General features: G+C 33.5%; 28 protein-coding genes. 9 read left to right on the top strand and 19 right to left on the bottom strand.

From position 1 onward, the window contains the following. The first annotated feature begins 174 nt into the window (after positions 1-174). From OXQ85_RS00270 to OXQ85_RS00260, 3 genes are all read left to right on the top strand, one after another. A complete protein-coding gene (locus OXQ85_RS00270) occupies positions 175-2,373 on the top strand; it encodes an ATP-binding protein (RefSeq protein WP_267401579.1) in 2,199 nt (732 codons plus the stop codon). Between the two features lie 21 nt (positions 2,374-2,394). Further along, complete coding sequence (locus OXQ85_RS00265) at positions 2,395-2,946, top strand: biliverdin-producing heme oxygenase (RefSeq protein ID WP_267401578.1); 552 nt, start codon at positions 2,395-2,397, stop codon at positions 2,944-2,946. Positions 2,947-3,082: 136 nt separating this feature from the next. Then, positions 3,083-4,009, top strand: coding sequence for a malate dehydrogenase (locus OXQ85_RS00260; protein WP_267401577.1), 927 nt, complete (start codon positions 3,083-3,085; stop codon positions 4,007-4,009). A gap of 55 nt (positions 4,010-4,064) precedes the next feature. Here the strand turns inward: OXQ85_RS00260 and OXQ85_RS00255 are convergent, their stop codons facing one another. The 10 genes from OXQ85_RS00255 to OXQ85_RS00210 all read right to left on the bottom strand — a co-directional run bounded on the left by OXQ85_RS00255 (position 4,065) and on the right by OXQ85_RS00210 (position 10,339). Then, positions 4,065-4,592, bottom strand: a complete 528-nt coding sequence (locus tag OXQ85_RS00255; RefSeq protein ID WP_267401576.1) for a hypothetical protein — start codon at positions 4,590-4,592, stop codon at positions 4,065-4,067. A gap of 95 nt (positions 4,593-4,687) precedes the next feature. Further along, positions 4,688-5,248 carry a hypothetical protein gene (locus OXQ85_RS00250; RefSeq protein ID WP_267401574.1) on the bottom strand — a complete coding sequence of 187 codons (561 nt, stop codon included), beginning with the start codon at positions 5,246-5,248 and terminating at the stop codon, positions 4,688-4,690. A gap of 261 nt (positions 5,249-5,509) precedes the next feature. Continuing rightward, positions 5,510-6,034, bottom strand: coding sequence for a hypothetical protein (locus OXQ85_RS00245; RefSeq protein ID WP_267401573.1), 525 nt, complete (start codon positions 6,032-6,034; stop codon positions 5,510-5,512). 21 nt (positions 6,035-6,055) lie between these two features. Beyond that, positions 6,056-6,424, bottom strand: coding sequence for a hypothetical protein (locus OXQ85_RS00240; RefSeq protein ID WP_267401572.1), 369 nt, complete (start codon positions 6,422-6,424; stop codon positions 6,056-6,058). Between the two features lie 46 nt (positions 6,425-6,470). Beyond that, positions 6,471-6,977, bottom strand: a complete 507-nt coding sequence (locus OXQ85_RS00235) for a hypothetical protein (protein WP_267401570.1) — start codon at positions 6,975-6,977, stop codon at positions 6,471-6,473. Positions 6,978-7,004: 27 nt separating this feature from the next. Continuing rightward, complete coding sequence (locus OXQ85_RS00230) at positions 7,005-7,370, bottom strand: hypothetical protein (protein WP_267401569.1); 366 nt, start codon at positions 7,368-7,370, stop codon at positions 7,005-7,007. 149 nt (positions 7,371-7,519) lie between these two features. Beyond that, complete coding sequence (locus tag OXQ85_RS00225; RefSeq protein ID WP_267401568.1) at positions 7,520-7,783, bottom strand: hypothetical protein; 264 nt, start codon at positions 7,781-7,783, stop codon at positions 7,520-7,522. Between the two features lie 68 nt (positions 7,784-7,851). After that, a complete protein-coding gene (locus tag OXQ85_RS00220; protein ID WP_267401566.1) occupies positions 7,852-8,211 on the bottom strand; it encodes a hypothetical protein in 360 nt (119 codons plus the stop codon). A gap of 81 nt (positions 8,212-8,292) precedes the next feature. Then, entirely contained in the window at positions 8,293-9,207 is a 915-nt protein-coding gene (locus OXQ85_RS00215; RefSeq protein WP_267401565.1) for a helix-turn-helix transcriptional regulator, read from the bottom strand. 232 nt (positions 9,208-9,439) lie between these two features. Continuing rightward, positions 9,440-10,339, bottom strand: coding sequence for an NAD(P)H-binding protein (locus OXQ85_RS00210; RefSeq protein ID WP_267401564.1), 900 nt, complete (start codon positions 10,337-10,339; stop codon positions 9,440-9,442). A gap of 229 nt (positions 10,340-10,568) precedes the next feature. On the opposite strand from OXQ85_RS00210, the gene OXQ85_RS00205 reads away from it, so the two are divergent. Further along, positions 10,569-11,582: a DUF2268 domain-containing putative Zn-dependent protease gene (locus tag OXQ85_RS00205; protein ID WP_267401563.1), complete on the top strand. Its 1,014-nt coding sequence runs from the start codon at positions 10,569-10,571 to the stop codon at positions 11,580-11,582. Between the two features lie 118 nt (positions 11,583-11,700). After that, on the top strand, positions 11,701-12,078 hold the full coding sequence (locus OXQ85_RS00200; RefSeq protein WP_267401562.1) for a VOC family protein: 378 nt from the start codon (positions 11,701-11,703) through the stop codon (positions 12,076-12,078). A gap of 150 nt (positions 12,079-12,228) precedes the next feature. Here the strand turns inward: OXQ85_RS00200 and OXQ85_RS00195 are convergent, their stop codons facing one another. Next, complete coding sequence (locus OXQ85_RS00195) at positions 12,229-12,612, bottom strand: DUF1634 domain-containing protein (protein WP_267401561.1); 384 nt, start codon at positions 12,610-12,612, stop codon at positions 12,229-12,231. Then, positions 12,612-13,442, bottom strand: coding sequence for a sulfite exporter TauE/SafE family protein (locus tag OXQ85_RS00190; protein ID WP_267401560.1), 831 nt, complete (start codon positions 13,440-13,442; stop codon positions 12,612-12,614). Before OXQ85_RS00190 ends, OXQ85_RS00195 begins: the two co-directional genes overlap by 1 nt. 73 nt (positions 13,443-13,515) lie before the next feature. Between OXQ85_RS00190 and OXQ85_RS00185 the strand changes: the two genes are divergently transcribed. After that, on the top strand, positions 13,516-14,076 hold the full coding sequence (locus OXQ85_RS00185; protein ID WP_267401559.1) for a DUF1543 domain-containing protein: 561 nt from the start codon (positions 13,516-13,518) through the stop codon (positions 14,074-14,076). Between the two features lie 313 nt (positions 14,077-14,389). After that, the gene (locus tag OXQ85_RS00180; RefSeq protein WP_267401558.1) at positions 14,390-15,502 is read left to right on the top strand and encodes a 5-(carboxyamino)imidazole ribonucleotide synthase; all 1,113 of its coding nucleotides are present in this window, start codon (positions 14,390-14,392) and stop codon (positions 15,500-15,502) included. A 61-nt stretch (positions 15,503-15,563) separates the two neighbouring features. On the opposite strand, the gene OXQ85_RS00175 is transcribed toward OXQ85_RS00180, so the two are convergent. Continuing rightward, the gene (locus OXQ85_RS00175; RefSeq protein ID WP_267401556.1) at positions 15,564-16,112 is read right to left on the bottom strand and encodes an NAD(P)H-dependent oxidoreductase; all 549 of its coding nucleotides are present in this window, start codon (positions 16,110-16,112) and stop codon (positions 15,564-15,566) included. Positions 16,113-16,202: 90 nt separating this feature from the next. On the opposite strand from OXQ85_RS00175, the gene OXQ85_RS00170 reads away from it, so the two are divergent. Next, entirely contained in the window at positions 16,203-16,574 is a 372-nt protein-coding gene (locus OXQ85_RS00170; protein WP_267401555.1) for a helix-turn-helix domain-containing protein, read from the top strand. A 57-nt stretch (positions 16,575-16,631) separates the two neighbouring features. Here OXQ85_RS00170 and OXQ85_RS00165 read toward each other — a convergent pair whose 3' ends face one another. The 5 genes from OXQ85_RS00165 to OXQ85_RS00145 all read right to left on the bottom strand — a co-directional run bounded on the left by OXQ85_RS00165 (position 16,632) and on the right by OXQ85_RS00145 (position 19,586). Continuing rightward, positions 16,632-17,369, bottom strand: a complete 738-nt coding sequence (locus OXQ85_RS00165) for an SDR family NAD(P)-dependent oxidoreductase (protein ID WP_267401554.1) — start codon at positions 17,367-17,369, stop codon at positions 16,632-16,634. Between the two features lie 169 nt (positions 17,370-17,538). Then, the gene (locus tag OXQ85_RS00160) at positions 17,539-18,123 is read right to left on the bottom strand and encodes a TetR/AcrR family transcriptional regulator (protein WP_267401553.1); all 585 of its coding nucleotides are present in this window, start codon (positions 18,121-18,123) and stop codon (positions 17,539-17,541) included. Positions 18,124-18,206: 83 nt separating this feature from the next. Beyond that, positions 18,207-18,743, bottom strand: a complete 537-nt coding sequence (locus OXQ85_RS00155) for a GNAT family N-acetyltransferase (RefSeq protein ID WP_267401552.1) — start codon at positions 18,741-18,743, stop codon at positions 18,207-18,209. Positions 18,744-18,780: 37 nt separating this feature from the next. Further along, positions 18,781-19,173: a VOC family protein gene (locus tag OXQ85_RS00150; RefSeq protein WP_267401551.1), complete on the bottom strand. Its 393-nt coding sequence runs from the start codon at positions 19,171-19,173 to the stop codon at positions 18,781-18,783. Between the two features lie 86 nt (positions 19,174-19,259). Continuing rightward, positions 19,260-19,586, bottom strand: coding sequence for a hypothetical protein (locus OXQ85_RS00145; protein WP_267401550.1), 327 nt, complete (start codon positions 19,584-19,586; stop codon positions 19,260-19,262). A 251-nt stretch (positions 19,587-19,837) separates the two neighbouring features. Here OXQ85_RS00145 and pafA point away from each other — a divergent pair, with 251 nt between their 5' ends. Next, a complete protein-coding gene (pafA, locus tag OXQ85_RS00140) occupies positions 19,838-21,484 on the top strand; it encodes an alkaline phosphatase PafA (RefSeq protein WP_267401549.1) in 1,647 nt (548 codons plus the stop codon). 69 nt (positions 21,485-21,553) lie between these two features. On the opposite strand, the gene OXQ85_RS00135 is transcribed toward pafA, so the two are convergent. Continuing rightward, positions 21,554-22,150 carry a Crp/Fnr family transcriptional regulator gene (locus tag OXQ85_RS00135; protein WP_267401547.1) on the bottom strand — a complete coding sequence of 199 codons (597 nt, stop codon included), beginning with the start codon at positions 22,148-22,150 and terminating at the stop codon, positions 21,554-21,556. Positions 22,151-22,238 lie beyond the last annotated feature (88 nt).

The following is a 22,238-nucleotide window of genomic DNA, read 5'->3' as shown; positions in this document are numbered from 1 at the left end:
GTAATGAAATATGCATTTAAATGTTAAATGTTTAAATTATTTCTATCGTTCAAAAGTATTGGATTTTATAGGTCTGGGGCATTTTATACGCATTTTTAACATTTTTAAGAATGTGATACCACAAGGTAATACAGCTGGAAAAAATTCGTTATCTTTGATATATCAAAGAAATATATGAATTTTGTAGAGTGTCATGATGAGCCCATTCATATCCCTGGGTACATACAAAGTTTTGGTTATCTGATTGGCATTGACGCAGCTACTCATTCCATCAACTTTTTCAGTGAAAATATACGGGATATCTTCAAGCTGGAAAACTTCGAACTGCTTTTCGGTAAAAAAGTTACAGACTTTCCCGAACTTTTTAAAAGTATCCTGGAATCTGATATTTTTTCTGATCTCGAAGCCAATACGGCAAGAGAAAATGTCACATATTTTGATAAAATTTTTGTTGAAAATCAACAATATCATTTTTCGGTTTTTCGTACGGGAGACAATATTTTCCTAGAGTTTGAAAAAGTACAGGAAAACCCGCATAAACGAATCAATAATAAATATGATAATTTTTATATTATTGATAACGAACAGGAAATTTGGGATCAGCTTTTGAGTACCCTTTCCAAAATCGTGAATTATGACCGAATGATGATCTACAAATTCATGATGGATGGTTCCGGAAAAGTGATTGCTGAGAGAACAAATAATGAGCTTGAAAGTTATATGGGGCTCCATTATCCTGAATCTGATATTCCGAGACAGGCGCGTGAGCTTTATCTTAAAAAAAGAAAAAGAATTTTCAGCGATGTATATTCTGAGCCTGTAAAGTTAGTGAGCAGAAAAAATGAAACAGTAGATCTTACTTTTGCTGCGTCACGGGCAATGTCGCCTATTCATGGGCAGTACGTGAAAAATTCCGGGGCGTCTTCAAGTTTCAGTGTTTCTATTATTATTGAAGATCATCTTTGGGGATTGGTCACTTGCCAGAATTCCGAAGCAAAACATATTGATCTTGAAGATAGAGTGCAGGCGGGAATTTTTACCGCTTTGGCAGCCAATGCCTATTCGTCATTCAAATCTAAAAAAGAATTAGATTATCAATTGGCATTAAATGAAAAAGCCTCTCAATTAAAGTCTGAATTTTTAAAATATAATACCCTTTTCGAATCTTTAGTCGAAAATATTTCTAAAATAAAAGATCTTCCGGAAGCGGACGGATTGGCCATTATTTCTCATCAAGATATTGTAAAAGAAGGATTAACCCCTACAAATTCTGCAATCGAAAAAATTGTAGAGTGGGCACACGAAAATACAAACGAAAGTATGTATGTGAGCCGTAATTTTCTGAAAAAGCACAGACACGATTTAGATATCAACGAAAATACGGCGGGAATTATTATTTATTTCATCGACAGAGATAAAAACGAGCTGTTGATCTGGTTCCGAAAAGAGTTTGATGAGCACATTAAATGGGCCGGAAATCCTGAAAAAACGATTGGCGTATTTTCTCAAAACGGAGAAGAAAAACATATTATTTCGCCACGAACTTCTTTCCATGCTTTTACGGAAAATATTAAAGGAAGCTCTAAAAGATGGGACTCTCGCAATATAAGTGCCGCGCATGCAATTCGTGATGTTATTTTGGAGACGTCTCACAAACAATATACGGTCATTAAACAGTTGAATGAGGAGCTGAAGCAGGTAAATGAAGAACTCGACAGCTTTTCGTATACAATTTCTCATGATTTAGGAACGCCTTTAACGGTAATGAAACTGAATGCCCAAATGTTGCTTAATTCTTTAACGGACGGTTCAGACAAAAGCAAACGCAAAATCAATTCTATTATTGAAGAGATTGATAATATGGCGGTGATGATGCACGATGTTTTGCAACTGAGCCGTGCTAAGCACAGTGAAATAAAGCTGGAAGTTATTCAAACTGAATCTACTATTCTGAAGATTGCTGAAAATGCTAAAATGACGTTTGACAGCCCGGCAAGTGAGGTTATTATTAAAAATTGTCCGGATGTTTTGGCAGATAAAACGATGCTTCATCAGGTGTTTTTAAATATTATCAATAATGCGGTAAAATATTCTTCTCATAAAGAGGAACCCAAAGTAATTATAGAAGGTCTTGTGCAAGGTGATTTTGTGATTTACAGCATCTCAGACAACGGAATCGGAATTCCTGAAGAGGAAAAACATAAGATGTTTAAAATATTCAACAGGATGGATAATGCGAAAAAATTTAAAGGAAATGGAGTAGGCTTATCTATCGTATACCGAATTATGAAAAGAATCGGCGGAAATGTTGATTATGAAAGCAATAAAGAGGGTACATGTTTCTTTTTAACGTTTAAAAAGCCTTACATTTGAGAAAACTTTTAAAACGTTATTATGGTATCAGAATATCTTAAACAAAACACGGCAGAATATCATGATGCTGCTGAAAAACTTTTTAACTCTGAGAAAATTTTTAACAAAACTTTCACTTTAGAAGATTATAAAAAAATCATCAATACCAATTATCTGATGCTTCTTCACAGTGAAGACAAAATATTCAATAGCCTTTCTGGTAATTTTTCTGAAAAACTTCAATTGAATGATCGAAAAAAACTTCCTTTAATTGAAAAGGATCTTTCAAGTTTAGCATTGGAAAACAGAACGGCTTCTCAAACTCTTGAATTCGAAAACGAACATGAAGCATTAGGAGCAATGTATGTAATTGAAGGTTCTACTTTGGGTGGAAACGTTATTGCAAAGCAGCTTTCTAAAACAGAAGGATTTGACAATGTAACGTTCAATTTCTTCGGATGTTATCAGGAAAATACAGGCCCGATGTGGAAAAACTTCAAAGAGGTTTTGGATACTGAAGTGGCTGAAGAAAAGTACAATGATGTGCTTTCAGGCGCAAAAAAGCTTTATACGTTCTTATTAAACGTAAACTAATTTCTTAAAAAAATATTAAACAATCGTTTTATATACAATTAAATTCCCGAAAAATTGCTCAATTTTTCGGGAATTGTTAAATTTGGGAGGTTTCAAAATTAAAACTAAACTATAAAATAATTAAAAAATAAATCAAATGAAAGTAACTGTAGTAGGAGCAGGCGCTGTAGGAGCTAGCTGTGCGGAATACATCGCTATGAAAAACTTCTGTTCGGAAGTAGTTTTAGTAGATATTAAAGAAGGTTTTGCGGAAGGTAAAGCAATGGATTTGATGCAGACAGCGTCTCTAAACGGATTCGATACAAAAATTACCGGAACAACAGGAGATTACAGCAAAACTGCAGGTTCTCACGTTGCTGTGATCACTTCAGGGATTCCTAGAAAACCTGGAATGACGAGAGAAGAGCTTATCGGAATCAACGCGGGTATTGTAAAAGAGGTTACTGCTAACTTGGTAAAACATTCTCCGGAAGTTATTATCATCGTGGTTTCTAATCCAATGGATACCATGGCTTATTTGGTACATAAAACTTCAGGTCTTCCTAAGCACAAAATCATCGGAATGGGGGGTGCGTTGGATTCTGCAAGATTCAAGTACAGATTGGCTGAGGCTTTAGAAGCTCCAATTTCTGATGTAGACGGAATGGTAATCGCGGCTCACAGTGATACAGGGATGCTTCCTTTATTGAGCAAAGCTACAAGAAACGGAGTTCCTGTAACTGAGTTCCTTGATGATGAGCAACAAAAATATGTAATCGAAGAAACTAAAGTTGGTGGTGCAACGCTTACTAAATTATTAGGAACTTCTGCTTGGTATGCGCCAGGTGCAGCTGTTTCTGTAATGGTTCAGGCAATTGCTTGCGATCAGAAGAAAATGATCCCTTGTTCTTTAATGCTTGAAGGTGAATACGGACAAAACGATATCTGCTTAGGTGTTCCTGCAATTATCGGAGCAAACGGTGTTGAGAAAATCGTAAATATTACATTAACTGCTGATGAGCAATTGAAATTTGCTGAAGCTGCAAAAGCAGTAAGAGAGGTTAATGGTGATTTGAAGTTTTAATGAAAAGCTTTATATAAGGAGACTCCGCGCCCGAAGGGCGCGGAGTTTTTGATTCTTAATAAATTTCAAATGTTTGAGCTGGGCTCTCCCAACTATTATTCTCATAGTAATCTAACTTACTATAGCCATTGATATTGTTTATTGTATAATCCGCTTTTATATTTTTCAAATCTTCACCTTCTATATACATTCCAGTCAGAGGATTATCAGGAAATCTTGCGGCATTAGGCTCTTTAAAGAAAACCAAAATTTGAAAATAGCCATCGCGGTAATTTGCTTTTATACTAGAGCAATATTCTTTTAGTTGTTCAGAGGTAATATTTTTATCAACTTGAAATAAAGTCATTTGATTAAAATCGCCGTCACTTCTATTTTCTCTTTTACTATCAACTTTTTTAATTTTACTGTTATCGTAATTAAAATTTGATGAGGTAGATAATTCTTTAGACATAGTTTGTTCATCATAATCAGAAACTGCAACACTATCAAGAATAGGTGAATCCGAACTTTTCTCTTGTTTATTACTACAACTAAAGGAAATTAATGCTGTGAAAACAATTGCTACATAGAGTTTTTTATTCATAATCTTTTTTATAAGATTCAAAACTAGAAAACTTTTTAGTCGCTTTATTACGGTAAACCATAATAGAAAATCAAGCTTAGAATATTTTTAAAAACTTAATTTTGATTGATAATGATCTTCAACTCATCCAAAGAAAGCACATAATCTTTTCTTCTGTGAACAATTCTATGGCAATTAGAACACAGCGGAATAAGATCAGTTTGCGGATTGACAACTTTAGAATCTTCATAACGCTCCAACGCTACCGTATGATGAATTTCAATAAAACCTTCACCGGCTTTTCCGTATCGTTCAACAAAATTAAAGTTGCATCCGAAGCAATTCGTTCCATGTATTTTGATGGCTAAACTTCGCAACAGCGCATCTCTTTCAGCTGCTTTAGAGATGATGATCTTTTTCCCGTCTTCTGATCTTACTTCATACACATCATCAAGATCAGGCTGATTTACATTGAAGTTTGGTTTGGCAATGGTCTGACAAAATTCTATATATCTTCTGAAAGCGCTGCTTTTTTTCGTACCACTTACTTTTTCTTCTTCTATAATTTGAGGAATAGTGTGAAATCTATTAAAATAGTCGTTAAGAATATCTACATCGATTATGTTGAATAGCGAAATAAAACTATTTTCTAAGTATGTTTTAATATCGTGAGACACAACATCTATCGCTAAACCGTAATTGTAAATGGTAGATGGAGCATAATTTTACCATATTTAACGGCGGAGGTTAGGTACTCCATGAATTTCTCTTTTGAGGTCATTTTCGTGGATTATTAGTTTAAAGCCTCAAAATTAATGAATAACTTAATAAATATCAATTATTTGAATTGAAAAATTTAAGCTATTTGAAATAAAATTATAATAAAAACGCATCCTTAAAAGAATGCGCTTTATTATAAAAATATGCTTTTGTATTAATTAATTGATGAATACAATCACATTTCCATTGCCTGGAGTTCCTATATAATTCCATGTTGCTGTAATATTACTTGGGGTACTTCCGGAAAATGCTCCTTGGTTATAATCTACAAATCCACAAAATCTACCAAGTTGTAAAAATTCTCCGTTGTCGAATTTCAAATCAATAGATTGCCACGTTGTTGTATGAGTGATGATAGAAGGAATAACGGCTCCCGCGGATACGTTGTAAACCTGGCTGGGAATTGATATAGCATCTGATATTACATTCCATTCATAAATAGGTGGATTTCCCAAATGGCTTGTATTGTATTGATTATACGATACACTATTTGAAGGAGTTAAAGGTGTTGCAGAATAACCTTCCACGATTGGTTGGCAGTCGATAGGTTGTGTATTGTCATTGGTTCCTACCAATCTGTAATTAACATTATGAGTAGAAAAATTATATATCGTGATTGGATAAATCTGAGAATATGCGAAAGTTCCGATTAATAATAAAAGGAATAATGAAAGTTTTTTCATATTGATGAGTTTAGGATAAAATTATAAAGAAGAATTTTTGTAATTATTTTGGAAAATTTCCATCGCCCAAGCAATGATTTTCCCTTTATCTCCACTGGTAGTTTTTTCTATTTCTTCTTCTTTTACTCCCGTAGATTTTATTAAGTGTTTAGCTGCAGGAACCAGAATATCTTGTCTTTGTTCGCCCATTTCAGGAAAAGAAGAACCTTTTCTTCGTTTTTCTTTTACAATCGGAAGGTCTTTCGAATTGTTCATTTCGATGATCGCACGTTTAAAATTCTGAACAGCTTCAGTTGTTTGATTTTCCTGTGCTACGGTTGGAATACTTTCGTTATTACATGATGTTGCAACAACAAAGCATGCAAAAGCAAATAAAAATGTTTTTTTCATAGTTACTTTTATATTGGATTAATTTGATATTAATTGTAGTCAGAATTTAATTTATAAATACAACAACGTTGTTTCCTAAAACATTCCAGCTTGCCGTTATATTACCAGTAGTTGTTCCGCTGAATATTCCGGTACCACCGCCTCCGCAATGTACGCCTACATTGATGAAGCCACCATTAGAAAAGTTAAGGTCAAGAGAGTGCCAGTAGGTTGTATTCACAATTTGTGCTGGAATAACAGCTCCTCCGGCTACATTATAAATCTGGCTGGGAATACCAATTTCTTCTGAAATAACGTTCCATTGACTAATAGCAGGGTTTTGAAGATGGCTGTTATTGTATAAAGGATAAGTTACAGTGCTGGAAGGAGCAAGAGGTGTTGCAGAAAATCCCGTAACAACAGGTTGACAGTCAATATTAAAAGAAGTAATATCGGAACCTACCAATCTGTACGTAACACTGTAAGCTGAGAAATTATAGATCGTCATCGTGCCACTTTGCGCATAAGAGAAAGTACCGATTAATAACAATAGGAATAAGGATATCTTTTTCATAAGAATTTTTGAATTAAAAGTTTAGGATTATAAAGAAGTGTTTTTATAATCATTTCGGAAAATTTCCATTGCCCATAAAATGATCTTGGCTTTATCACCTTTAGTCGTTCTTTCAATTTGTTCCTCCTTTATTCCTGTAGATTTAATGAGATGCTTTGCAGCTGGTAAAATGAGATCTTTTCGTGCGTCACTCATTTGTAGATATTGAAATTCTTTACTGCGACTTTCCTCTGTAATAGGAAGATTTTTAGAATTATTCGCAGTAACAATAGCGCGCTTAAAATTCTGAATGGCTTCTGTAGTTTGATTCTCCTGACTCATGGTCGGGATGCTTTCATTGTTGCATGAGGACATGACAAAACATGAAATTGCTAACAAAAATGTTTTTTTCATAGTTATTATTTTATTTTTAGTGTGACGTAAAAATAAATAAAATACTATATATTTCAATTAAAAGTGATAAAAATATTAAAATTATGTTATGTTTTTTATGTATTGAATTAGATATCAGTTGATTATTTGATGATTAATGAAACGATCTCTTAGTTATTAAATTTCTTTTGCTCTTTAAACTCCTTTGCATCTTTCAGAATTTCGCTGTATGTTTTTCCTTCCACAGGCAATTTTCTGAATTTTGCGATAATAAGATAGGCTGCCATCAATTTTTCTTCGTCCTGATTCATTTTTCCGGCTTTGGAAATCTCGGTCAGATCTTCTCCGAGCGTTGATTCATTATATTTTTTATCCATAGGATTAGAGCAAGAAATAATAACAAGTGCAGACAGGCACAGAATAATTTTTTTCATAATGGTTTAAATATTAGTTTTTTGAATTTAAATTATGTTGGACTTTTCAAATATAAAAAATAAACTAATCAGGTATTCAATTTTTCTTTAATCTGTAAAATAATAACAATAAGGTAAGTAATGATGAAAATAGCTAACGGAGCAGTAAATACCAAATAATTAAATGATTCAACAGGCGCTTGAAATAAACGTGAAATAATAGGTGAAATCATAAACAGGAAAGCAATAATTGATTTTGAAACACCTTCCTTCCACGAAATAAAAGTCAGAACAATTCCAACGATTCCCAGTATGGCAAAAACCTGATCTATGTTTCCAAAATCTATAGCTGTACCTATCAAAAATAAGATCATCGGAACGGCAATCATCATTCCCATAATCAAAATGCAGCAGTAGGAGAGCACTGAAATAATTTTTAGAATCCTCATGATTATTTTAATTTTCATCAAGATATTAAAAATTAAAATATATTTTTCTATATATATTAAACTTTCAAGATTTTAAAGCTGTTAGTTAAAAGATTGTCGAAATTCCAAAGGCGAAACCTGCGTTTTATTTTTGAATAATTTACTGAAAGACTGTGGATGTTCAAACCCTAATTCATAAGCAATTTCACTGATGGATAATTGAGAAGTGGAAAGTTTTTCTTTTGCTTTTTCGATCAGTTTTTCATGAATATGCTGCTGAGTGCTTTGTCCTGTCAGTACTTTTAATAATCCGGTTAAATAACTTGGCGAAACGTTCAGCTGTTCTGCAATTCCGTGTACAGTTGGAAGACCTTTTGTGATGAGGTTTTCATTGTTGAAATAATCTGTAAGCAGCTCTTCCAGCGAATCCAGAATTTTATGATTGGTGATTCTTCGGGTAATAAACTGGCGCTGATAAAATCGTTCACCATAATTCAGCAAAGTTTCAATTTGTGAAATAATAATGTTTTGGCTAAATGCATCAATCGAGGAATGGTATTCATTCTGAATATTCTGAACAATATTTTTAATGATATTTTCCTCTTTTTCAGAAAGAAATAAAGCCTCATTTACTGAATAATCGAAATATTCATACTGCTTTATTTTTTTAGCTAAAGATGTATTCCAGAGAAAATCTGGGTGAATCAATAAAATCCATCCCGAATGTTTTGATGATGAATTTTGGGTTACTTCCACACTGAAAACCTGTCCGGGAGCCATAAAAAACATCACGCCTTCATCAAAATCATATTTTTGCTGACCATATTTGATCTTCGCATGAGAATTTCTTTTGATGGAAATCGAATAATAATCCTGAACCCAGCTCGCAGAACCACTTTCCTGGGTATGCTTAATCAGGCTATAATCGACCACGCTGATGAGCGGATGCTCAGGCTTCGGCAATCCACGAAATTCATGGAACTCACTGATGGTTTTTATTCTTACCGGCTGTTTCATAAGATAAAGGTATTGATTTTCAGTTAATCGACTTCGGAAAATGGAACGTTAAGAAAATTAAAGCATAATCCGTTAAAAAATTCCCACTGTTCGAAGCGCGAGAAAAATTTTGAATTGAAAGAGAAATTTAAATTTCGCGCAAGTTTTGGGAATTTTAGGATTAGGCTTTAATTTTTAGTGTAAGTTTCCAAGTCTTGAATTTTTGTTTCTTTTGTTTCAAGACAAAAGAAATTTAATTGTGATAAGCTTTCGCAAAATCCTCAGCAAAATCTTTTACTTTAATTTTGCCTAAAACGGGTCTGTTTTTGTCGTAATCTTCATATAAAACGCTTCCTCTTCGTGCTTTATTCATTTCTACAAAACCTTTTGCTGTTTCGGGATTCATTCCGATATTAATTAAATTGTTTAATAAATCCTCGTCCAAAATGGTGATCCATTGCAAGTCTGGATTTCCGATTGCTTCACCTAAAGTTTTTGCAATTTCGTTGGGGGAAATTTCTTCGCTGGCGATGTAGCGGATTTCTCTTCCGTTAAATGGTTTTTCCACTTCTTTGGCAATCACAGAAGCAATATCGAGTGGCGAAACCCAAGGTTCTTTTTCATCTCCTCCGTAGTTTTGAATAATTGCATTTTGAGCTTTAATGGTCGGAATAAAAGCATACATATTATAATAAAAACCAACCGGACGCATGAACTTTATAGAAACCTCCTCAGGAAGTTCATTCAATATTTTTTCTGCTTCATAATGAAATTTCAGAATTCCGTTTCCTTCGTTTGTATGAGCACCAATACTGCTTAAATGAATAATATTTTTCACTCCCGATTTTTCGATCGCTTCTTTATAATTTTTTGCAATTTGAATATTTGCCTGAACAAAATCAATTTCATGATTGAAAAATATGCCTGCATTCAAAGCTTCCATGGCATAAATAATATCCGCTCCTTTGAAAGTTTCAGTTAAAAAATCAATATCTTCCATCGTACCGATTGCAGCTTTTGCTCCCAAGGCTTCGATTGCTGGTTTTCTTTCAGAATTACTGCTGATTACCGTTACTTCATGACCTTTTTCAAGCAATTCTATCGTTAATGGCTTGCTGATATTCCCTAAAGAACCTGTTACAATAATTTTCATTTTACTTAAATTTTTATTGAAGCAAAGTTCCGAATTGTCGGGATTTTCGATGTAGCCAAATCTACTTTTTACTTAGCTGAATTTTAATGAAAATATGAAGTCTTAAATTCATTATTTGTAATAAAATTCTATTTTCAGTTGTCTTTTATTTGAAAAATGAATAATTAATTCAAAAAAACATTATTTTTAGAAAGAATTCATTTAATTAATATTCAGCTAAACTAACATCATGAAACGCACCATTTTATATATATTCACCATTGCAGCGGTCTGCTTCAGCTCTATGAATCAAAAATTAGATCCCGAAAATACTTTTGAAAAGAATATTGAAAAATTGGCAGACAGTATAAAAGTGAATGATATTGTGGTGAAAAATTTGTTTAAATATCAAATTTTAGCTCATAAAGACAGTGCTTTTAATGCTGAAATGATCGCAGAAAAAGTGTATCAACCTCATAAAAAGCTTTGGGATAGCTGTTACGCAAATATTTTTGGTGAGGAAAATGCGTCAAAATTTAATAACGCTGCCGGAATGATCGAATGGAATAAAAATTTATACCCCAAAAACAAAAAATTATTTGATGAAAGAGCTCAAAGTCTTTTAAATATCAACCTCAACAAAGTTTTAAAAACGAATCTTAAAAAGTTTGGTCAGTTAGTTCCTTATCAGCCAAAAGCGACGGTAAGTATTTTGTATAGTCCGTTAACAGGTATTGGTTTCGGCGGTTGCAATGCCGATCAGTTTGCTTTGGAACTGAATTATGAAAATGCCGATCCTGAATATATGATTGAAAAAGGATTGCCGCATGAGCTCAATCATTTGGTGTATGAAAAATTCAGGACTCAGGATGCTTATAAAAATTCCGCGTTAAGTCAGACGATCGATGAAGGTTTTGCCTGTTATTTTACCTGGGTTTTCTTCGAAGGGAAAATTCAGAAATATGAAGCGGTGGAAAATATGTCGAAAAAAGATTGGGAATGGTTTCTGAAAAATGAAAAGAAAATCTTTACCAATGTGAAAATTTTTTTTGATGATGAATCTGGAAATAATCCGCTTTTAAGGAATGATCAATTAAAATTATTTCCTGACGCTCCGAAAGCTTTGAATTATTGGTTAGGTTTTCGAATTATTGAAAAATATGTCGAAAAGCACGGTGTTTCATCATGGAAGGATATTTATCAGCTAACTCCTAAAGAGGTTTTGCAGAAAAGTGATTATGAAAAATTTGTAAGTTCTTTATAGATTGAGTAAAAAGAGGGAAAAATCTGCCATCTATTTATCTAACAAGTATATTTAAAAATATCAATAAAAAGAAAATTTGATTTTGTATTTTCGAAGACAGAAAAATTAAAAAATCGAAATGAAAATCCATCATATTGCTATTATTTGCTCAGATTACGAAGTGTCGAAGAAATTTTATACAGAGGTTTTAGGATTAAATGTCATCCGCGAAGTATATCGTGAAGAAAGACAATCTTACAAGCTTGATCTTGCAATTGGAGATCATTATGTAATTGAATTGTTTTCATTTCCAAACCCTCCGGAAAGGCCTTCCAGACCAGAGTCTTGTGGTTTAAGACATCTGGCATTTTCAGTAGATAATGTAAACGAAAAACGAGTAGAATTAATGAATAAAGGATTAGTTTGTGAAGAAATTCGCATAGATGAATTCACAGGTAAAGAATTTTTCTTTACCCAAGATCCAGATCAGTTGCCGTTAGAATTTTATGAAGCTTAATTACATGATATTTAATGCCACGAATGCTCGAATTTTAAACATTAATTTGTGTATTCGTGGCTGATATAGCTATAACAAAGCATATCTATTCATTGAAAATAATTTGGAAAGGATATTTGTGATTTGATAAACCAAATGATTTGAAGAAAATTAATGCGCGTAGCCTGTAAAAAAGCTTATCGCCATAATTGCCAAAACAATAGAAGAAATGACTACATACACGTAGTCTTTTTCTTTTAAATAGCCTATTAATGCGAAAATAATTCTCATTAATGGAGTGAAAATCAATAGTAAAATTCCTAATTGAATAATCGCAGAACCTTCTCCTTTACAAAGAGAATTCCAAAAATGTCCCCAAACTTTATCTGAAGAATTTCCTATTGCCAGACTTGAATATTTTTTAGGCATTTTAAAGCCTTCCATGAATAATTTTACGAAACCAATCAGAGAAGTAACTACGGATAGAATTACACCCAGTCTCAGAAGATTTCCGACGGAGCGGTTCAAATCCACATCTGTGAAGTCTTTTTTCATTATCTGAAACTTTTATTAATACCGTTATACATCATATAAATCGACAAAATTGTGATTACAATAGCAAAAAATGTTTTCAGTTTTTTTGTCTTTGAAGCCATTAAAGTTTTAGAACCAATAAAACTTCCCACCACAACTCCGATTAATACAGGAGCCACAATTACAGGAATAATTTCACCTCTTTGGAAATAAATTAAAGCACTTGCCACAGCCGTTACACCAATCATAAAATTACTCGTGGTAGTAGAAACTTTGAAGGGCAGTCTCATCATATTATCCATCGCCAAAACCTTCAACGCTCCGGAACCAATTCCTAAAAGCCCGGACATTGCCCCTGCAAACATCATCATCAAAAATCCCGGAATGGTATTTCTTGCAGAATAGCTTTTCACGACCCCTTTATCAGGAAAAGTTCCGTATAATTTTAATTTATCTTCCAGACTTCCTTTTATTAAAGGTTTTTGATGGTCTGGCTTTCCTTTAAGATTTAATATTACTGTTAAAAGAAGAATACTGGCGAAGATAATTCCGATTGTATTAGGATTTAGCGCGCCCGAAACTACAGCACCCACAATAGCTCCTGCCGTCGTGGCTATCTCCAAAAACATACCGATTCTCATGTTGGTAAATCCTTCTTTTACGAAAGCTACCGCCGCACCTGAAGAAGTTCCGATTACAGAGATAAGAGAAGCGCCGATGGCATAATGCATAGGAACGCCGAAACCCAGCGTTAATAAAGGAATGATGATAACTCCTCCTCCTAAACCCGTTAATGAACCCAAAAGCCCCGCGGAAATTGCTCCAAGGAAGAGAATAATGATTTCTGACATGTTACAAATATAAAACTATTGCAGTACTCTGCCAAACGTTTATAAAAAGATAAATTTGACGTATTTTTGCAGGATGGAAAATCAGTTAAAATTATTCTATATTATCCTCGGAGCAACGCCAAAAGGCAGAAATATTGAGCAGCACGATGTATTTTTCGGAATTGCAGAAAGCCTTAAAGATCTTGTTCCGGATATGAAAAATTTCTGGAAAGAGGCAGACGGAAAAATACATGTAGACTGTTATCAGGAGGTAAAATTTGCCGATGGCTATGAAGTGAAGATTGTTGAAAAAGGAACAAAAACTTCTGAAGAGCAACTGTATTTTATTAATCTTGGAGGATATAAAAAAGGTTTTTTTGAAGAATTTCATGAGCAGCATCTGATGGTGGGGAATTCGATGGGAGATATTGTGAAAAAAGCAAAAGCAACTGAGTTTTACAAAACGATGGGTTTTGAAGGAGCTGTAAGTCATATTGATGATAAGCATGGAGTAGACATCGATGATATTTTTAATGTAAGTGATATTTTACCTCGAGAAATGAAAGAAAAATATTCAATTTCATTGATAAAATCTGATGCTGAAAATCAGGAAAACCCAATGGGCTTGGGATATTTAAAAATAGATAAAATTTAATAAAATCTTTACGGACTTTTTATTTTCAAAGTTTGTCATCCTGAAAGGATCTAAACATAGTATTAGAGAGTAGTATGGAAAAGTTCGTGTGTAGATCCTTTCAGGATGACAAGCTTTGTGGATATTTTCGGATGTTGAATAGGCGAGGACAACCATAGCCCCGATTGTAACGGCATCCTTTTGTGTAGCGAAGCGAAACAAAAGATATAGTGAAAAGCGGGAAAAAGCTCCTAAAAAAGTTTAAGCAAGTTTAAAAGGTTTTAAATCAATTTTAAGTTAAAAATTAAATCTAATAGAAAAAATAAAAGTAAAAATGAAAATAGGAATTTTAGGAGGAGGACAGCTGGGAAGAATGCTGATTCAGGAAGCGTTGAAATATGACGATCAGTTTTATACATTAGATCCGGCTTCTGATGCGCCTTGCCACACAATTTCTAACTTTACTCAAGGAAATTTTAATGACTACGAAACGGTTTTAAATTTCGGTAAAGATAAAGACGTTGTTACCATAGAAATTGAGCACGTAAATGCTGATGCTTTGGCTGAATTGGAAACTCAGGGAATAAAAGTGGTTCCGAATTCTAATATCATTAAAACCATTCAACAAAAAATCCTTCAGAAAGAATTTTATAAAGCGCATGATATTCCGAGTCCGGAATTTGAAGTGATGGACGGAAGTTCAGACGAGATTAAAATGCCTTTGCCTTTTGTTCAGAAAATGAATACGGGAGGTTATGATGGAAAAGGTGTACAGGTAATTCGTACGGCTGAAGACATGAAAAATCTTTGGGTTCAGGATTCTGTTATTGAAAAATTGGTCGATATCGACAAGGAACTTTCTGTGATCGTTGCAAGAAATGAAAATGGTGAAACAAAAACATTTCCCGTAACGGAAATGGTGGCAGATCCGAAGTTAAATTTATTAGATTTCAATGTTTGTCCGGTTTATTTAGCAGAAGAAATTGAAAATCAGATTCTCGCTATTACTGAAAAATTTTTAGCTGCTGTAAATTCTCCGGGGCTTTTTGCGATTGAATTATTTTTAGATAAAGAAGGCAAAATCTGGGTAAATGAAACGGCGCCGAGACTGCATAATTCAGGACATCAAAGTCAGGAAGGAAATGCCAATTCTCAGTTTGAGCAAATGTATCGTGTGGTGAAAAATTTACCTTTGGCAGATACAGATGCAATCATTTACAGTGGAATGCTCAATTTAGTTGGAGCAGAAGGATTCTCAGGAAAAGTAGTTTACGAAGGAATGGAAGATGTATTAAGATTGCCTGAAACTTACGTTCACCTTTACGGAAAAACTGAAACCAAACCAGGAAGAAAAATGGGACACATTAATGTATTGGCAGATTCAAGAGAAGAATTGATGGAGAAATTGGTACAAGTGAAAGCCATGGTAAGAGTGATTGCTGAATAATTATTAAATTTAGATAGTATATTGAAAAAGACTGCATTGCAGTCTTTTTTGTTTTGATACCTTAGAAAGTAAGTCGTTTCAGTTTTTCAATTAATTTTGTTGCCTGATTAAGGGCTTTCCTTTTCACATCATCTTCGGTATAGCCTGCATTAACAGACGTTCCGTGGAAGTAAAACGGCTCTACATAGTTCATTTTTGAAAAATAAGCGGTTTGCTCTAAATTTTTACAAAGCTCATGTACCCGAAAATGATGTTCTCCCAATGTATGATATTCACTTTCCGGCCCGCCAACAGTGAAACTGGGTATGAAATTTTTGCCCTTTAATTGATCTCCTTTCGAACCATAAGCAAATTGATATTCAAAAACAACATCAAACCAATGTTTCATAATAGCGGGCATATTATACCAATAGAAAGGATATTGAAATACAATATTTTGATGTCTTAATAAAGCTTCCTGTTCAGATTTTACATCAATATTATAATCAGGATACATTTGTGAAAGATGTCTTATTTCAACCTCTACATCACTTTTTTCTAATTCTTCAATAATTGTTTTATTGGCTATCGATCTTTCAATATTGGGATGCCCAAGAATAATTAGTGCCATATTTATTTATACTATAAAATTTATAGTTGCAAAATTATTTAGAGCTTATTACATTTGCAATAACTATCTAATTGGATAGGTATCAAAACAATGAAAAAGGAATGTACTGCTAATTATGTGAAAATTGGGGAAAAGCTTTATCCATGCTCGGTGAGCTTGGCAATGGATTTTCTTGGAGGAAAATGGAAAACCGTTATTTTATATCACTTGAAAGATGGTAAGAAAAGATATAGTGAACTGAGAAAAGAATTATTTTCAGTAACAGAAATGACGTTGAGCATTCAATTAAAACAATTAGAAAAAGACGGATTGATTTCCAGAAAAGTTTTTGGTGAAAAGCCGCCGGTAAAGGTTGAATATTCCCTAACCGATTTTGGTAAAACATGTATTCCCGTTTTAGAAGCGATTACCAATTGGGGAAATTTAATTGTAGATGAAAAAGGAGAGTTTGTGGAAGCTTAAATTCCCGCAAATTCTTTTAATCTGCAGGAATTTAAACTGTATTGAATTAATTTTAAGCTAGTTATTAAAAATAGCAAATGCTTCTTCTGTCGCTTTAAAAAAGTTATTGTGAACCATTTCTGTATTTCCCACGCGAATTTCATAGATATTTTCCTGTAGTGCTTTTACCAAATCGCGAGCTACATCCGAGGCCGGAATTCCGTTTTCTCTGCCGCCGATTTCTACCGAAAAATCTGTGTTTACCAAAGGTGGCATCAATTCAAAAACTTTTACATTAGAGTTTTTAGCGAGCTCATATCTCAGCAATCGGGTATGGGAATGCAATGCCGCTTTAGAATCGGAATACGTCGGGACATGCGAACCCGGAACCAGCCCAACAATAGAAGAAACGTTCACAATAGCCGCTTCATTTTGTTCTTTTAATAACGGTAAAAATTTATCTGTTAAACGAATCGGGGCAAAATAGTTCGTCGTAAACTCGGCAATTGCTTTATTATAAATATCGCCATCGCTTGCAAGATTGTAAACATACGCATTTCCTGCATTATTAATTAAAATAGTAATGTTTCCAAACGTTGTTTTTACTTCTTCGTATAATCTGTTGATGTCTGCTTCATTCGTGATATCGGCTTGAATGGTAAAAATGTTTTCAAAATCTTTTGCAACGGCACCCAGTTTTTCTTTATTTCTTCCGACAATAATAATTTTATTTTCAGGACTTAATGCTTTTGCAATTTCTAAACCAATTCCTGAACCTCCGCCAGTAATTAAAATTGTGTTGTTTGTAATGTTCATAATAATTTGTTTTTGTTACTATTAGTAAATTTAAAATTGTACCATTTGGTACAAAATTTTATAAAAAATTTTATCTTGTCTAAACTGGAAGCTGAAGGTTTGATAATCGAAGTTTATAACTCGTCTAATCAACAGTATTGTTTTAACTTGCCGTTTCCATCATCCTTTCTTACTCTAATAATTTCAAATTAATATCGATAAGCGAGTGAAGCATCTCTGGCGAACTTTCCATTCGTCTGGTAACGTGAATTCCGTTCCAAAGATTGGTAAGATGCCAAGCCAGAATTTCAGGATCTTGCTGAGTCTTTAATTGTCTGTTGTCTTGAGCTTCTTTGATAGATTTAGCAAATATTTTCTGCAAACCTTTCAGTAATTCTGCCGTTATTTTTTTTATTTCAGCATCTTTTTCAGAAAGCTGAACCAATGCATTTCCAAGATAGCAGCCCCGTTCAATATCACAATCTTCTGCGTGAGCCAAGGCAAAGAAAAGTTTTTTAATAAAATCGATTTTATCTTCAGAATTTTCAATAGCCAATGCTATTTTTTGATTGAAATTTCCTGCAAACTGCTTAATTGATCGAATATACAATTCCTGTTTTCCTCCTTTAAAAGCCAAATAAAAACTCCCTTTTCCTATTCCCATGGCGCTCAACAATTCGTCGGCAGAAGCTGTATCGTAGCCTTTATTTCTAAAAACCTCAGTTGCTTTTTCTACAGCTTCTTGTTCGTCAAAAATTTTGGGTCTGCCTGCCATGTTTTCTGTTTTGATGAAGCAAAGGTATGTAATTGTACTATTCGGTACAAAATAAAAAATAAAATATCAACTATTGGTTTTGTCTATAATACATCATAACTCATAAATAAAGCTGTTTCTAAAGAATTGTTATATAATTTTGTATTAATCCCTGTGATTTGAAAGCCTGCTTTTTTATAGAACTTTATCGCCGGATAGTTCGTGTTTTGAGTTTCAAGTTCTACGATTCTGCAATTAAGATCTCTTGCTTCACGATTGATATTTTTAATAAAAAGTCTTCCGATATTTTGTCCACGAAATTTTTCACTAATCAACATATTTTCGATAAAAAGACTGTTGTTCCAAGCTCTGAAATCACAAATAATCCATCCAATTAATTCGTTTTCGTGGTAAGCTCCGAAAGAATGACCTTTTTCAATAATTTCATTTAAATCATCAATATCATCAGAATTTGTTTTCCAAACTTTTCTGTAATGTTGATTTTTTTCTCTTAAACTAAATTCAAAAGAAGTTCCGATTTCAATAGCGGAAACTACATAAATTTTATCTGTTTCATAACCATTAAAACCCCAGTTTTCTATGGGATTAAAGTGTAATTTTTCCAGTTTTTTTATTTCCATGCAAAAGGAAAATTTATAGTTTAAATATGATTAAAGATTAATGAATTTCAGTACAGATTTCAACTAAATAATTATCAAGATCTTTAATATAAGCTACTTTTTGTCCCCAAGGTTTTTCTACAATATTTTCATATAAAGAGGCTCCGTTGGTTAAAGATTTTTCTACCAAAGATTCTACATCGTCGGTTACAAAACCGAGTTCAATTCCGAAAGGCTTTTTCTCCGCATTAGATTGTAAAAAACCTTCTTTAATATTAGAATTCGCCAATTCTAAAGAAGCGAAAGATAGAGTAGTGTCGCCTGTTATAAGCTCACCATAATCTTTTTCAGGAGTGATGAATTTTATTTCTGTATTGAATGTTTCTTTATAAAAGTTCATAGATTTTTCCAGATCCTGAACGTAAAGGATGACATATTTAAATTTGATCATGTTGTCTATTTTAAAATGGAGTTTCGGAATAAACCAGAACAGTTTAAACTGACAAAAATTTTAAGAATATTTTCAAAAAATTAACCTTAAAAATCTGTTGCTTCTGAACTCGAAAAATTGGTTTTTGTAGAGTAAATAATAATTTGCAGCAATACCAAAAATAAAATAATGATGGTTCTGATAATTGCATTTTGAGAATTCTTTTCGCGAACAGATTCCAGATAATTAATCTTTCCGATAGAATATTCCTTGATTTTATCAATATCTGTAAAACTGTTTATTTTGGCGATTTCAGATTTTATTTCGGCATCATTTAACGTTGCTGCTACATTGATCTCGTTGGCATTGCTCACAAAAAGCCATCCGAATAAGATAATGGAAATAAATAAAAGAAACGGTCTCAGTATTTTCATGTTTTTATAATATAATATTTGAGGGCGAATATTAATGATGTTTTGTCATTCTCAAATTTAATTAAATTTATTTAAAACCTTTCTAATACGAAGAAAATTTAAAATTGATAATTTATGAATTCTACTTGAAAACCAGTAGCCTTTGATTATAATCATTTTAAATAAGATAAATGCTACCTAAATTTAAATAAAATTTCATATTCCAAAACTTTCAAAAGGCTTACATTTGTCTTCAATAAAAATTTTACTGAATGCTTAGGAAAATTTCGATTGCGGCGGCTACTTTTCTGTCCGTAATGACAATCAATGCGCAGAAGAACAAAAATTCTCAATTAGAAAGACCCAAATTGGTAGTTGGTTTAGTGGTAGACCAAATGCGTTGGGATTATCTGTATCGTTTTTACAACAAATTTCGTAACGATGGTTTCAAAAGATTATTAAACTCAGGATATTCTCTGAACAACGTTCATATTCCTTATGTTCCTACGGTAACGGCTTTGGGGCATACAAGTATTTATACAGGTTCGGTTCCGGCGATTCACGGGATTGCAGGAAATGACTGGACAGACAAAGAAACGGGTAAAAATGTATATTGCACCACAGACGAAAACGTAAAACCGGTGGGAACTACCAATGTAAAAGTGGGAAGTCATTCACCCAAAAATCTTTGGTCTACAACGGTTACAGACGAATTGAGATTAGCAACGAATTTCCAGGCAAAAGTTGTGGGGGTTTCTCTGAAAGACAGAGCATCTATTTTACCAGCAGGGCACACGCCGACAGGTGCTTTTTGGTTTGATGATTCTACAGGAAACTTCATCACAAGCACTTGGTATATGAACGATTTGCCGCAATGGGTAAAATCTTTCAACTCGCAGGCATTGCCGGATAAATTGGTGGCAAATGGCTGGAATACTTTGCTTCCGATTAATCAATATACAGAAAGTTCACCAGATAATTCGGCTTGGGAAGGGCTTTTAGGAAGTGCAAAAACGCCAACTTTCCCTTATAACAATTTGGCTAAAGATTATCAGGAAAGAAAAGACAACATCAGATATACACCTTTTGGAAATACATTAACACTGAAAATGGCTGAAGCAGCTGTGGAAGGTGAAAAAATGGGCAGTGATGATGTGACAGATTTCTTGGCTATCAATTTGGCATCAACAGATTACGCAGGCCACAAATTTGGACCAAATTCTATTGAAGTTGAGGATGTTTATTTAAGATTAGATCAGGATTTTGCTAAATTTTTCAATTATTTAGATGAAAAAGTAGGTAAAGGTCAGTATACTGTTTTTCTTTCTGCAGATCACGGGGGAGCGCATTCTGTAGGTTTCCTTCAGGAGCATAAACTTCCTACAGGTTTCTTTGGGGAGGGAATGGAAAAAAATATCAATCAAAAATTAAAAGATAAATTCGGGGTAGATAAATTGATTAATTCTGTTGAAAATTATCAGGTTTACTTTGATAGAAAGTTGTTGGCTGATAATAAGCTTGAGCTGGATGATGTAAGAGACTTCACCATTAAAGAATTGCAAAAAGATCCTACGGTTTTATATGCGGTTTCTGTGGAAGAAGTTCAGGAAGCTACTATTCCCGAGCCGATTAAACAAAGAATCATCAACGGAATTAACAGACAGAGAAGTGGAGATATTCAATTAATTTCTCACGATTCTATGTTGCCGCCTTACGCTAAAACAGGAACTACACACAGTGTTTGGAATTCTTATGATGCTCATATTCCATTATTATTTATGGGGTGGGGAATTCAACATGGTGAAAGCAATAAGCCGTATTTCATGACAGATATTGCCCCTACGGTTTCAGCTTTATTGAAGATTCAGTTTCCAAGCGGAAATGTAGGAAATCCGATCACAGAAGCTATCGGAAAATAGTTTAAATAAAATCAAACATATATTCACAGAAAAATCCCTGACGAAAGCCAGGGATTTTTGTTTTTTCGCTTAATAATAAATCTTCGTACTGTCGATTTTTACCATATCAAGCTTTTCCATTTTCTTCACGGTGCGAATTACGGTTTCTATGCGTAATCCGGTAAGCGAGGCAAGCTGCTGTCGGGTGTAGGGAATAAGAAAAGAATGCTTTTCTTTACCTCCGAAGTAGTCTTTAAGATATTTCATCACCAGATCTATTTTGGTTAAAGGATCTTTGAAAGAAAGTGCCGCTGAGGTTAAATATCTGTAATGCATTCTATCCGCAGTGTACGAATAGATGTTAAAGATTTGCTCAGGATACTTCATCAGAAACTTAAAGAATTTGTTTTTTTCCATTCTCAGTATTTCACAAGCTGTAACTGCAATGGCATTTATAGCATAATTTGAATTGTGAAATACGTAAGTTTCTGCAAAACAATGTCCTTCAAAAGGAATCCCGTGAATAAATTCCTTCCCGTCGTCTAAAATACTGTTGATAACTACCGTACCACTTTTTATCTGATAATAATAACGTGGTGTAGCCCCTTCTTCAAAAATAAATTCACCCGAATTGTAATTTTGCAGCTCAGCCCCATGAGAAAGCAAAAGTTCTTCGCAGATGATCATATTTGAGATATTAATTTCCGATAAAATTAGTGATAAAACTTATTGCCTGAAAATTAATAAATACCACATAAATGCCTCATTAATTCTA

It is taken from the genome of Chryseobacterium sp. GM_Chr_2 (assembly GCF_026540445.1).
In the GTDB taxonomy this organism is placed as follows: domain Bacteria; phylum Bacteroidota; class Bacteroidia; order Flavobacteriales; family Weeksellaceae; genus Chryseobacterium.
The sequence above is the reverse complement of the archived record's forward strand: the minus strand, read 5'-3'. Positions and strand labels throughout refer to the sequence as shown.